At 39.0% G+C, this 13984-nt stretch carries 8 protein-coding genes; 5 read left to right on the top strand and 3 right to left on the bottom strand.

Going from position 1 to position 13984, the window contains the following annotated elements; all coding sequences use genetic code 11:
- Positions 1–62: 62 nt before the first annotated feature.
- The 3 genes from F7734_RS39755 (at position 63) to F7734_RS39745 (ending at position 4450) form a co-directional block, all read left to right on the top strand.
- Positions 63–500, top strand: coding sequence for a hypothetical protein (locus F7734_RS39755; protein WP_155749935.1), 438 nt, complete (start codon positions 63–65; stop codon positions 498–500).
- On the top strand, positions 500–1954 hold the full coding sequence (locus F7734_RS39750; RefSeq protein WP_155749934.1) for a DUF1822 family protein: 1455 nt from the start codon (positions 500–502) through the stop codon (positions 1952–1954). The genes F7734_RS39755 and F7734_RS39750 overlap by 1 nt, the downstream gene beginning before the upstream one ends.
- A 132-nt stretch (positions 1955–2086) precedes the next feature.
- Positions 2087–4450 carry a CHASE2 domain-containing protein gene (locus F7734_RS39745; RefSeq protein WP_155749933.1) on the top strand — a complete coding sequence of 788 codons (2364 nt, stop codon included), beginning with the start codon at positions 2087–2089 and terminating at the stop codon, positions 4448–4450.
- Positions 4451–4479: 29 nt separating this feature from the next.
- On the opposite strand, the gene F7734_RS39740 is transcribed toward F7734_RS39745, so the two are convergent.
- Positions 4480–5007, bottom strand: a complete 528-nt coding sequence (locus tag F7734_RS39740) for a hypothetical protein (RefSeq protein ID WP_155749932.1) — start codon at positions 5005–5007, stop codon at positions 4480–4482.
- A gap of 611 nt (positions 5008–5618) precedes the next feature.
- On the opposite strand from F7734_RS39740, the gene F7734_RS39735 reads away from it, so the two are divergent.
- Both F7734_RS39735 and F7734_RS39730 read left to right on the top strand, forming a co-directional pair.
- Positions 5619–6350, top strand: coding sequence for a DUF928 domain-containing protein (locus F7734_RS39735; protein WP_155749931.1), 732 nt, complete (start codon positions 5619–5621; stop codon positions 6348–6350).
- Positions 6351–6388: 38 nt separating this feature from the next.
- The gene (locus F7734_RS39730) at positions 6389–6784 is read left to right on the top strand and encodes a hypothetical protein (RefSeq protein ID WP_155749930.1); all 396 of its coding nucleotides are present in this window, start codon (positions 6389–6391) and stop codon (positions 6782–6784) included.
- 26 nt (positions 6785–6810) lie between these two features.
- Here the strand turns inward: F7734_RS39730 and F7734_RS39725 are convergent, their stop codons facing one another.
- Together F7734_RS39725 and F7734_RS39720 are read right to left on the bottom strand one after the other, a co-directional pair.
- On the bottom strand, positions 6811–9504 hold the full coding sequence (locus F7734_RS39725; RefSeq protein ID WP_155749929.1) for a CHAT domain-containing protein: 2694 nt from the start codon (positions 9502–9504) through the stop codon (positions 6811–6813).
- 83 nt (positions 9505–9587) lie between these two features.
- On the bottom strand, positions 9588–13841 hold the full coding sequence (locus F7734_RS39720; protein ID WP_166482436.1) for a filamentous hemagglutinin N-terminal domain-containing protein: 4254 nt from the start codon (positions 13839–13841) through the stop codon (positions 9588–9590).
- Positions 13842–13984 lie beyond the last annotated feature (143 nt).

The following is a 13984-nucleotide window of genomic DNA, read 5'->3' as shown; positions in this document are numbered from 1 at the left end:
TATTTTTTTATTTTGAATCTCAGTATCAAGTGTCTCCTGAAATCAAACGATTAGAATAATTATTGTTAATAGATTTAGTTACATGGTGTTCACAAAATATTGGCTTGAGTCTTAATTCAAAAGAAATTGAACAAAAATCTAAGGAAATGTATCAATGGTTAGTACCTTATTGCAAAAGCCCATTATATCAATATCTTCAAGATGTTTTATGCAGTAATTTCCGGGACGATATTCAACTTTTAAAACTGCGATTTGGTCAAAATTTATCTCTTAAGGCAGTTGCTTTAAAACTTCAAAAAACTGAAGATGTAATCGCTCTCAGACTCACGCGAATTAAGCAATACCTACAGACACAACTCCAGGAACAAATACAAAATACATTATCGATTTCTTTAGTGTCACTAACATCAGCAGAGAAACAAATTGCTGCTTTAGTTGATGAATATTTAAGCACCGCACCTTATGGAAATTTTGAATTACAAGAGAGAGAGGAAATATAATGTTTAGCTTAGATAAATTACGAATTCTTTATCCAGAGTCAATATGGTGTTATATTAGCGAAAGCGATCGCGAAAAAGCATGGTTTTCGTCAGAAAATTTTTCCAACAAAGCTGCACGTTGGAATAGCTACTTAAATCTTTTGTGTTTAAATAAATGTATAGCTTGGCTAGAAGCTGATGGTAGTTCCCAAGTCACAGTTTATCCTAGTGTGGAAACATTGCCTAGTATTTGGGAAGTGGTTAATGGTTTTGCGCTTCAAGTCGAGCGAACTCGATTGATATTAATTCTAAGCGAAGCTATCGAGACTGAAGAGTTTTCTGTACCTCAAGAATGGGTAGATATTTCCAGTTGGGCTGGACATTATTATCTAGCAGTACAAGTCAATTTAGCTGACGAATGGTTAAGGATTTGGGGGTATACAACTCATAAGCAATTGAAAACTCAAGGAATTTACGATGAATTTGAACGCACTTATTCATTAGACAAAGAAGATTTAATTACTGATTTAAATGTTTTATGGATAAGTCAAGAACTCAACCCCAAGCAATTTGAAGTTGCTGTAGCAGTAATTGAAAAATTACCATCTTTATCATCAATGCAAGCAGAAAAATTAGTCGAAAAACTTTCACAACCATCTCCCTATTCACCAAGATTAGAAATTTCTTTTAAAGAATGGGGAGCATTAATAGCGGATGATAATTGGAGAGAACACTTGTACGCGAACCGTAAAAGACAACTGACATCACATCAAAACACACCAGTAAACTTATCAAATTGGTTACGAAATGTATTTGATATAGGATGGCAAACAGTAGAGGAGTTTTTTGGTAAAACAGAGACGGATTTAGTTTTTGCCTTTCGTAACAGAAGAACTGTTCCAGACAATCTCGAAACTATCAAAACTCAAATTGAGTATCTCAAAACTCATCCCAATGATGATAAATGCAAGCAAACAGCTAAAAGAGTCACAGAAAACCTTGTATCGCACCTGATTATCGACAAGACAAACCCACAAGTCACATTTTTAGTTTCAGACGCTGTTTCTGAACTGGCAAAACTATTACGTACAATTTCTAATGAGGAAATTCGTTGGACTGTTGCTGAATGCTTGTGGATGCTTGAACCAGACAATCCTCTGGCTGGAAAGAAAAGAATTAAAGATTGGGGAATGCAACTAGCTGGTTATACAGTAGCGCTGATGGTTGCCATTTTAGAAAAACCCGATCGAAAGGTAGCTGTCTTATTGCGAGTTTATCCAATGGGTAATAAGAATTATTTACCTGAATCGCTACAAATGACAGTGTTAGATGAAGATGGTAATACTTTTTTAGAAGCACAAACTAGGAAGGCTGATAATTTTATTCAATTAAAGTTTAGTGGTTCTCCAGGCGATAGATTTAGTGTGACAATATCGTTAGAAACAGCATTTGTTACAGAAGATTTTGTCATTTGAAAATTTATGGCTAAAATATAGTTGGGTTCCCAATATGAATTTTTATTAAAAATTGCCGTTACTTTGATTTTTGTAAGTCAAAGTCTCTACACTTAAATATAAGTGGATATAGAACTTAGCTCTGGCACGGCAATGAGCAAATTAGTTATCCTCAAACTTGGTGAAGGAAGCTTTGAGCAAGGTTTTCCAGTGACTTTGCTCTTGGGAGAAGAAGGTCAACAATTCCCTGTTCAAGTAACAGCAAGGCTACCACAATCAACAGAGATTCCTCGACTGTATAAAAAATGGCGTTCGGCATATAGCGAGATTGGCAAGAATACAAGAAAACTAGAAAAGCCAGAAATGCAAGTCACAAATGTTTCCAGCCGTGAAGATTGTAAACTGGCTGCACAAGAATTAATTGATAGCTTTAATGATTGGCTCAAATCTATCGAGTTTTTGCCTGTTCGAGACAAGTTATGCCAACAATTAATGCCATCTAATATTGTCCGCTTCTTATTAGAAACAGAAGAGATCCAACTCCAGCGTTTACCTTGGCATGAGTGGGATTTTTTTGCAGATTATCCTCATGCTGAAATTGCTATAAGTCCATCAACCTTTGAAAAAGTTGAGCCTGGATATAATTTTTCAAATAAGGTAAAAATCTTAGCAATTCTTGGTGATAGTACTGGGATTGATGTAAAAGCAGATGGTCAGATTTTGGAAAAATTACCTGGTGCTAATGTGAAACTTTTAGTTGAGCCTCAACTGCAAGATATTAATCATCAACTTTGGGAAGAAGGATGGGATATTTTATTTTTTGCAGGTCACAGTCAAACGGAATTAACAAAGGGTCAGATTTATCTTAATACAACCGATAGATTGACGGTCGAAGAATTGAAATTTGCTTTAAAAACAGCAATTAATAGAGGTTTACAAATTGCTATTTTTAATTCTTGTGATGGTTTAGGTTTGGCGCATGATTTAGCTGATTTGCACATTCCGCAAATTATTGTTATGCGTGAAGATGTCCAAGATAAAGTAGCACAGGAATTTTTGAAGTCTTTTTTGAAGGAATTCTCTCTCGGAGAGTCTTTTTATCTAGCCGTTAGAAAAGCACGAGAAAGATTGCAAGGACTAGAACAAATTTTTCCTAGTGCTAGTTGGTTACCAGTAATTTACCAAAATCCTGCTCATATACCACCTACTTGGGAAGATTTAGGAGGAAAAATCCAACTAGAGCAAGAAATAGTAAACCCAAATAATTTATCAAGACTGAAAAACTTTCCTTCATCAATAAAAGGTAACAACCAAAGAAAAAATAGAAAAAAGAAATTTATCAATATACTCTTGGCTAGTATATTTGCAACAGGTATTATTTGGGGGATTCGGCAAATGGGAATGCTGCAAAAATTAGAAATAGCAGCATATGACGAATTCATACAAATGCGTCCAACAGAAAAACCAGACTCGCGGTTGTTAGTAGTAGAAGCTACAGAACTCGATATTAATAAAAATAAATATGGGTTTCCCCTCCCAGATGGAATTTTAGCTCAAGCAATCGGTAAATTAAAGCAGTATCAACCAGTAGTTATTGGTTTAGATATCTATCGTGAGGAGCCAAAAAAATTTGGTCATGCTGAATTAGTTAAGCAGCTACGAGAGAATAATAACGTCATTGCCGTTTGTCGGGTTAGTGACACACGTGACCCGAACAATCCCGGTATTGAACCACCCTCAGGAGTACCACAAGAACGTCTGGGTTTTGCTGATGTTGTACGAGATTCAGATGGGGTTGTGCGTCGTCATCTTCTGTTTCTGACTCCAGAAAATAATTCTCCCTGTCAAACAGACCATGCTTTCAGTGTTCGCCTTGCACTCGATTACCTAGCAACAAAACATAATATTCAGCCAAAACCCAGTCCCACAGGTGACTTACAATTAGGTAATGTTGTTTTTCAACCCTTGCCTGTTTCGGGTAATGTTAGCGGATACCATAATATTGATGGATTAGGTTCGCAAATTCTGTTAAATTACCGTTCTACTGGCAATGTTGCTGAAAAAGTGACTCTTTCACGACTTCTTGACGGTAAGATTAAACCAGAAGCAGTACAAGATCGAATAGTGATTATCGGTGTCACGGGTTCAACAGATTTTGTTAATACTCCCTACAGGGAAATGCCAGGAGTCTTACTGCAAGCACACAAAGTCAGCCAGATACTGAGTGCTGTACTGGATAAACCAAAACGGTCTTTATTAAAAACTTGGTCGCAGGAAGCTGATATTTTGTGGATTTGGGGATGGTCGTTTGTTGGCGGGTTACTGGTATGGCGATCGCTCCAACCTTTATTGTTAGTAGTAGTTATTATCGCTGTAAATATTGCCCTGACTGGAGTATGCTTAATTCTCTTCATCAACGGTTATTGGGTACCATTGCTTCCTTCTATTTTCGCTTTGTTACTTGTTAGTGGTGGTTTTGTTGTTTATTACGGCCAAAATCCGAAAGGATGGGAGTAGTTTTGCCCTCACTTTCAAGGTAAATCTCATTAGAAATTCAGACTCTTGAAGTCGCTAATATATTGCTCTGTTCTCTGGAAAAGTTTATCTAAGATACGATTTCCTCTACCCCAAGCATATTTTTGTCCTAAAAAAGCAGTTGAAAGCTTGATATTGTAACTTTCCGGATTACCTTCAATTTGAGCATGAAGTTTACCTTCTACAGATAGAGGTGATGAGGGAATATCCGCAGTTATAAAACATTCTTTTTTGCTTTCAGATTCTTCAATGTCTTTTAGCGAAAAGCCCTGCTCTACTATTGAGCATAGTAATGCAAGAATGATATAGCTGTAATAACTTGATAAATTCATAATTTTTTCTGTATTGGAACTAATACCCATTTTGATTGCAAGAGCTTTACCAAGCTTAGCTCCCATACGAATTTTGCCTTTTGTGTATTTAAGAAATTCTTCGGCAGATATTCCCCTAGAAGCCTTTTGTGAAGCTTGGGAGATAAGGTCAATACAACGAGGATCTTCAATTAATATATATACCGACTCAATTTGTAAAATTTTCATAGACTTCATATGTTGATATTGAACTGTGGACAAAAATAGTTTTTTGCTTTGCAGCCCTTTATTATTAGGTTGGTTGAGTTTAACTTTGTTAAATACAACTAAAATTGCTGCTCAATTTGAATTTTGCCTATCAATGGTATCTCAGGACAGTTTTTGCAAAATATGCAACCTCTAAACTATTAAGCGATAATTAAATTGTCTGAGCAACGACAACTAAAGGTTTTGGCAGCTTTTGGCAAGGCTACGTCAAGATAAATGAACCGCGAAGACACGTATAGCCCTTACGGGCATAGCCTGCGGCAACGCGAAGCGTGCCGACGCTCGTAGGCATAGAGCGCGAAGAAAGAGGAAAAGAATATCGGTAATCTTATAGCACCGAAGGGAGTAATACAGGACGGGCGGGCACTACCGTCTCACAATACAAGATAATTTATTCCCTGGAAATCCCAACATATGATTTGCATATAGGGTAGCGTCAACGTACCTACCTTATTAAGGATTAGGGCGACTGGAGATGATCCCTATCAAATAATTATTTTTAGCAACTGCATATTTTCCAATTCCTTTCCTGATAAACTGACAAACCAAAAACCAAATAACGGAGTTGTGATGTGGACAAAATTCTCTTCCAAAGGCTAATTCTGACTTTAGCTGTCATATTTACGTTTCTTAACTTCATCAACAGTTTACCAGTGGCGATGCTGCAAAGCAGTCGCTACGCGAACGCCCAAACCCCCAGCACCAATCAAAAGCGTGCAAGATCAACCTTTAGACCACCGAACCGAGGAGCACCTGGAAACCGTATAGCTGCTGCAAGTCGTAACGGTTGTCCGATTTTAAACAGAGCACCTGTGGCTTTAATTCCAGCCAGAGACCTAAATCTGACATTTTCTGAACGTCCCACCTTCTGGTTTTATGTTCCTGTTTTCCCTCCTCAAGCAAGGATGAGTGAATTTATCTTGCAAGACCCAGAATATAACGATGTCTACCGCACATCATTTACTTTGCCTGAAAAATCCGGCATTATTAGTGTTACTTTGCCAGCGACTAATCAAAAGGTTTTGGAGTTAAATCGAACACATCGCTGGTTTTTTAAAATTAATTGTAACCCTCAAGATAAATCAGCATATTTTTTGGTTGATGGCAAAGTAGAACGAGTTTCACCAAATCAATATCCGACTGAAAATATTTGGTTTGATAACTTCACTAATCTAGCAGAAAATATCAAGACAGCACCGCAAACTCATACAAGTAAAGAGGAATGGATAGCCTTTTTAAAAGATGGAGATTTAATAGAATTTGCCAAAGAGCCTTTTTTATCTTGTTGTACAGCGCAGAAATAAAACAAATCGAAGTATAAAGTAACAAGGGAGATAAAACTATGTTTAGTAGTCAGATTCTTGGACTTTCCTCTTCATTAATAATGACTGCTTTATTGATGTCAACCGGATATTTGCAAAGTAAAGCTCATGCACAGACTGTAAATAGTCGAGCTTACTATGAGTATTTTAGGAAGCAATGTGCTTTTCCATTGTATAAAATGTATGTCTCTGACTTTAATACAGCGAGTGCTAAAGCTAATAGTGGAATTCTTCCAGGAATGAACATTGCATTAGCTTCCAACTATCAGGTAAAGATTGGTAATTGTTTGACGGCGATTACAGTAATCTCTGCTGAAAATAGGGAAATATGTAGGATTGGGGACAGGTACTTTGAGCAGGTTTCAGGTTACCAAGGTTCATACATAGCTTATCAAAGAAATTGTGGGCGATATTAATTAGGTAGATTCTTAATTAGTATTTTTCACAACCAATTACCTATTAAGGTATAAGGAGCCCAATAATAAGGTTCCAATCCCTGCTGTGACAGTAGTGCAACTTGAGCGTGTTGCAGGGCTTGGGCTTTGGTAATTTTAGAGTTAGCGAGTTCCTGATAAAATTGTTTCATAAAGGTGCTGGTGGATACATCGTTTACAGACCAGAGAGTGGCGATGGTGCTACGTGCTCCTGCACGAATTGCTACACCTGCAAGCCCCAACGCAGCACGGTCATCACCTGTGGCTGTTTGACAAGCACTAAGAACGAGTAATTCGATAGTTTTGCTTCTATTTCCCCCTGTACTTCGTAGCAAATTATTTAATTCCTTCGCTTTTAGAAGTTGATCCCAAAGCATCAAAAAAGTTTGTTCTGGATCTGAGCTAAATTGACCGTGTGTTGCCAAATGTACGACAGAAAAACTATTAGCATTAATTTGGCGTTGAAAATTTGGTTTAGTAAATTGTTGATTGAGTAGTTGTTTGCTACCTGCAACTTGAGATTGAATTTGCTTTAGTTCTGATTCTACGTTTGTTAATTGGCTAAAATCTCGTCCTTCAATTTGTCTGTGTTGACTCACAGCAGCCTGCAAGACTTTTAATTCTATCTGTTCCCGGAGACGGGGACTCAAAAGTTGTAGTCCAGGTGTGAGAGCGATCGCATATTTTTGCACTAAATACTCTTTGCCATCATAAAGCATTGCCATGGGAATATTTCGGAGTCCACTATCTAACACAAAGACTAAAGTTTCTACCCCGCTACTGTCTAATGTTTTTCGTTCAGGCTCAATTAACCATTTGTAAATTTCCTGTGAAAGTTGTCTGACTTCTCTAGTTTTATCGACTAAAGGTAACACTTCCTGTAGTTTCTGCAAGGTATTTGTGGCAACATCTCGACTTACAGCAGTTTTATAGTGTAGTAAATCTTGTCCTGGTAATTTGAGAATCACTTCTAAACTTTTTTCTAAGAAGAAAGCATAAATAACACCTGTACGTGGTTGTGCTTGTTCTACTATTTGGTCAATTTGTTGTGGTTTCGCATCCACACAGGCTTCGCGGAAAAAATCATCTAATTCTGCTAATTGTAATGATTCAATGACTTCACGAGCTAACTTCAAATCATTTTGACTGGGTTGTTTTTGTTCTAAAAGTAAATCAACTAATTCTCGATATACTGGTTCTACACTGTCTCGAAAAGAGAACTGAATATCTGAGTTGGTAACAACTAAATCGCCCCGCAAGGATTGAAGATTTTTAAAGGCTTGGGTATAAGCAGAAATTGCCTTTGGTAAATCTGCTCTCACCCTAGCAATACGTCCTAATTGCCATTGCCAGCGATAGGTAATATCTGTTGCGTTGATAGTACGAGCTAAATTTAGTGCTTGCTGGGTTAAGGTTTCCGCTTCGGAAAGTCTTTGTGTTTGCTGATACAATCCTGCTCGATAGCCAAGAGCATAAGCTTCTGCTCGTTTGTCTTGTATGGCGACTGCGCTATCATTAGCCGCGATTAATAGTTTTTCGATGTCTGTCCATTCTGGAGTTACAGATGCAACATGAGATTGCGTTAAATTCTTCATCTGTGTTTTTTCATCAGTCGTGTTGACACACTGTTGTACAATTGGCGAATGAAATGCACTTTTTTCTAGATTTGGCTGTTTTAAACAGAATAAACTTTGAGCTAAATTGATTTGAGCATAAACAGTTGAGCGGCTCGGAGGTAGGTTATTTAATTGTGTTAAAATCGGTGCCCACAGACTTTTAGCAGTTTGCCATTGCTGAGTTTCAACTAATAAATTGAGTTGATTGAGTTCTGCTTTAATTCGTACCTTAGAAGAGGGCGAATGTGATGCTTGTTTGTAGTAACTAATTGCTTCTGAGTACTGATTTTTTGCACGAGTCACATTTCCCAAACTGAGAAGAATTGTACTTCGATCTGGAGCGGGCTGCAACTTGTTAGCAATTTCTAAGCTTTGTTTTAATGCTTTCTCAGCTTCTGTCAAATCACCTGCTACACTATGAGCATTTCCTAAACTCAGCAACCCCATTACCTTTAATGGTGAGTCTAATTGTTTATCTAAAGTTTGCTTAAGTTCTGTTAAAATTGCTAAAGCACGACGATAAAGTCCCAAAGCTTGAAAAGCTTGTGCTTGGTAAATTTGACTTTGAATTTCTCCAGTTTGGTCAGAAATTTGAGCATAAACAGCATCAGCTTGTTGCCAAGTTTCTAATGCTGGCTTTGATTGTCCGGTCGCTAGTTGCAGTTGACCTTGAATCGACAAAGCTTGAGCAAGTATTCGTTTTTGAGTTTTATCTGAGGCAGTCTTCAGTAAATTTAAGCTTTGAGTCACAGCCGTCTGCGCTGCTTGCCATTGTCCTAATTGTTGGTATGTTAAAGAAAGATTGCTTAATGCCATCCCTTGGTTTGCGCGATCGCCCACATTTGCAAAAGCACTAGCAGCCTGTTGCCAAACCTCCACTGCTTCGGTAAATCGTCCTGCTTGATATAAAGACTTGGCTTTTGCAGCTAACTGCAATCCACTCTGTTGGGTTTGTACAACATTGGCTTGCTCTGCAACCGTTGCAACAACAGGAGAAGTGGCGATCGCGAAGATTAACATGACAATAGCTAGAATTAAAAAGCGCGATCGACTCCTAAAACTCAACTTGAATTTACGAATGTTCATGTTAGTAGTTAGTGGTTAGTAGTTAGTTGTTAGTAGGGGCGCATTGCCTTGCGCCCGTACAGTTGTTATTTGTCTCCCTTATCTCACTTCAACGGACAACCTTGAGAACTGCGTGTTTGTCGTTGAATTCCGTTACCATTGGCGGAGTAAGCTGTTAAGATGACTTCATCTCGTTCGTTAATAACCCACCCTTGCGCTGGTACAATCGTGCTGGTGTTTATTGAAGTATTTTTTTGATTTAAAGTATTGTTTAAATCGTTCGTTGACGATAGTTTTTGAGTTGCGATCGATGGTGCAGGTTCAACTAAGTCAAGTCCTACAACATCCTCACTTAATGCTTGGTTTGGACTCAGTGGCAGTCCTCCCTTTCCAGTAATAATAAACTCACTACCTGTCCTCCTCGCACAAGGATTTTGGGCAACGAGTGCATCTGGATCGATAATAGTTTGGGGGAATTCTACTAATCCTTGACTGGGGTCTACATCGGGAATGTTTAAAGTGATTTCGCCATTCAGGGTAGGGGACAACTGAGAGAAGGCTGTAATGTCACTCAAGGGTGTTAAGCGATCGCGAACTGCTAAGCCAAAAATTCCTTGTGTAGTTATATTAATCGCGCCACCTTTACCACCAAAGGAATTAGCAGTGATATTGCTATCTTCGCGAGGGATACCAACCAGAAACTTGCTATCAATGGTAATGTTACCACCATCACCGGGACCACGGGTAGTTCCTGCGGTGGTAGATATATTGCTGTTACGGCGTAATTGCAAGACATCGTTAATTTTGAGCGTAATATTTCCGCCCTGATTGCTAGTAGTTTCTGCTGATATAAAAGCCCTATTATCTAAAGTGAGATTGCCAGCTTGAATTTCAATGTTACCGCCTTTGCCTTCCCCCTGGCTGTTAACTGCAACACCCGCACCATCTTGAATCACCATGTATCTGGGGTCAATAAAAATATTCCCGCCATCTCCTTGGGAACCAAGTGTAGTGTTAGCGAATATACCGCTTCCAGAACCTTGATTATTCACTATGTCTGATGCTTCGCCAAATCTTTGCGCCTGTTCAACGCGTTGATTAAAGTTCGGGTCGCTACCAGAAAGGGTGATGCGATCGGATATATTCAAAGTAATACTTCCAGCATCTCCACTGCTGCGAGTCGTTGTGATGACTTGTCCACCACCAATAGCTGTAAAAGTTTTGGCATTGATGGTAATGTTTCCAGCAGCACCAGAATTAGTAGTTAATGCATCGACCACCGCTCCATCTGCTAAGCGAAAATCACCAGTGGTTACAGTAATATTTCCTGCCCCTTGAGGATCGGTTGCTGTTGAACCTCTTTCAGCGCTGGCAAGCAATCCGCTAGAAAAACCTGTTGTTGGCACAATTGTAGAAGGAAAAAGGGGGTCAATGACGGGAAATTGAACGTTACTGACACCGGAGATATTGACAAAATCTGTAGCATTGATATCAATATTTCCGGCTCTACCTTTTCCACCAGGGATAATCCTTTCTTTTCCATTGTCGAGAACCTTTCGCTCGCGAAGAACAATGGCACTGATCTGACTGCCATCTGTAAGGGTGAGCGATCGCGCTTTGATGCTGATATCACCGCTAATTCCTTCGCCTCTCGATCCTACATTGCTTCTAATGTTGCTCAAGTTAGCAAGTGTGATTGAATCATCAACTTCCACTGATACTTTACCTGCATTTCCCCGTCCAAATGTAGCAGTAGAAACAAAGCTAGAATCATTCATTGAAAGAGACCTGGCTTTGATGTTGATGTCGCCACCATTGCCTAATTCTGTTTCTCCTACTTCGCTGGAAATTCCATTGAATATTCCAATATTAATTCCATTGAAATTTGTGGTCGAAAAACCAGAAAGATTTACAGCCTCACGGACATCAATATTCACTTTGCCTGCATTTCCCCGTCCAAAAGTACTGGTATTTATTTGAGCGCCATTACTTAAAGAGAGGTTTCTGCCTGTAATTTTAAGGTTGCCACCATCACCAATTGCTCCAAATACGACATTACTCTGCACCCCACTGTTAAAGAAAGCTGGAACTCCATTTTCATATCTAGTATTGAAGCCATCGAAAGTTATACTTTCACTAGCAATAATCGTTACATTACCGGCGTTTCCTTGTCCAAAGGTACTAGTGGATAGTTGAGCACCATTAGTCACAAATAGCTCTCTAGCTGTAATATCAATCTCACCAGCGCTGCCTGAGCTTCCGAAATCTAATAAAGTGGTAATCACGCTGGGGCTACTATTATCTAATCCATTGAAATTAAAAATCTCACTGACACCATCGAGTTTGAGTGTGCCATCAACTGCAATTGTCACTTTTCCTGAATTTCCCCTTCCTGGGAGGACGTTACCAAAGCCTCTACGCACAACCGTTTGTACTTGAGCACCATTGGTTATGGAAAGCGCTCCTGCTTTTATATTAATGTCGCCACCGTCACCAGTTGCCCCAGATTCCACGTTACTAAACACTCCACTGTTGGGAATTTCACTTCCAAATATAGTATTGACACCATCAAAAGAGACATTCCCAGTGGCGTTAATTATCACATTACCTGCATTTTTCTCTCTAAAGGTACTAGACAATAATTGTGACCCTTCTGTGAGTGAAAGCGTACCCGTCGAAACATTAATCATGCCTGCATTCCCCTGTCCATCAGTGTCTGAACGCAACTGAGAACCTCTTGTAAGATTGACAGAGCCAGCAACATTGAGTGTAATGTTGCCAGCATTGGGTAATTCATTATTAGGTACTGCTTGCCCGGAAGTACTAGTAATTATTCGAGCACCATTAGTCACAAACAGGTTGCGTGCTTGTATGGAAACATCACCACCCTGTCCAGTACCTACAAACTCGATTCCTGATACTTCTATCTTGCCACTCACTGCTGTGCTAACTCCGGTTCCTAACCCATCTAAGGAGACATCTGCATTCGGTGCTTCAATAACGATCTTGCCTGCGTTCCCTGAGCTACCTGTTACCGCTTGCATAACTGAGTTAGACTTTACAGAAACTATCTCAGAAGCATTAATTCTGATATTCCCTGCATTCCCTTGTCCAAGAGTCGATGTACCCAGTAAAGTAAAGTTGGATAGGAAGAGCGATCGCGTGTTGATAACAATGTCATCTGCGTTCCCGATTGCAAAGGGTGACACAGCGCTGACAATGCCGCTACTTGTATTCTGCAATCCCTCTAAGGAAATTTTATCCTTAGTTGTTATGCTTACCTTTCCTGCGTCTCCCTCCCCAAAAGTGGCAGAACCTATTGCAAAACTACCAACTCCTTCCAAAGAACCTGCATTAATAATTACATCTCCTGCATTTCCTAATGACAGTAAGCCGACAGTATTGTTGATGTTGCTGAGAAGATTAGCTTCCCCTGCAATTTTCACCTTATCTGTAGCATTAATCACAATATCTCCAGAGCGATCGCTTTGAGTTCTTTGACCTGATGCAATTCCCGCAAAAACAGTACTTCCTCTCAAAAGGTCGAAATTGCGAGCATTGACTGCAATACTACCTTCACCACCACCTAGTACATTAACTGAAGATAAGTTAATGAGTGATACATTTGCTCGCACGACATCTTTAGGAAAAAGCAAGCTACCATCGTTATTTAATCCAATTGTTCCCGTTTCAGCTAATCCACCTAACTCAACTCTTGCTCCTGGTGCTGATATTATGCCTGTATTGAAATTAACGTCACCACCTACCAGTGCCAAAGTTTTTCCTGGTTTCACTTGAAGACCAACGGGAATCCCATTACTATCAAAATTTACAGACTGATTAGTAATACTTTTGGGATTGTCTCGCAATCGCAATCCAAGCGGCATATTAACTGTTAACAGTGGTGTTTGTAAATTTGTAGCACTGAATTCAATCCCATCATCAAACAATATACTGTTTGCTGTTGTTGCAAAAAATGAACCACCTATTTCTAATCTGGCATTTTGTCCAAATAATATTCCCGCAGGATTGATTAAAAAGAAATTTGCATTGCCTTGGGTTTGAATTAAACCATCAATAGTAGATAAAGAACCACCAGTTACTCTGTTAAAAATATTTCGTATATCTAAATCATTTTGGAAAACCGCAGAACCATTGGTGGGAATAGAAAATTCTCGAAAGCTATGGAACAGATTTTCCCCTACTCGGTTTCCTTGATTAATGACAAAATTTATGTTGTTTGAAGTATCAACTTGAGTTGATAAACTACCATCAGAGTTTATTTGAGCGTTGGCGGAGTTGGGAAGGAAAAAACTACTTAACAAAGCTAAACTTAAAGGAATGACAACAGATTTCAACTTAACCCCACCGCCGCTATCGCGCACCCTCCCCTTACCAAGGGGAGGGTTGGGGAGGGGTGTACTGCATTTAAATATCTGAATTATATTGTGTTTTTGCCAAGGATTTTCTATAAAATTTCAGAAAAGATAATACAAAAGTT

Source organism: Scytonema sp. UIC 10036, assembly GCF_009725235.1.
The sequence above is the reverse complement of the archived record's forward strand: the minus strand, read 5'-3'. Positions and strand labels throughout refer to the sequence as shown.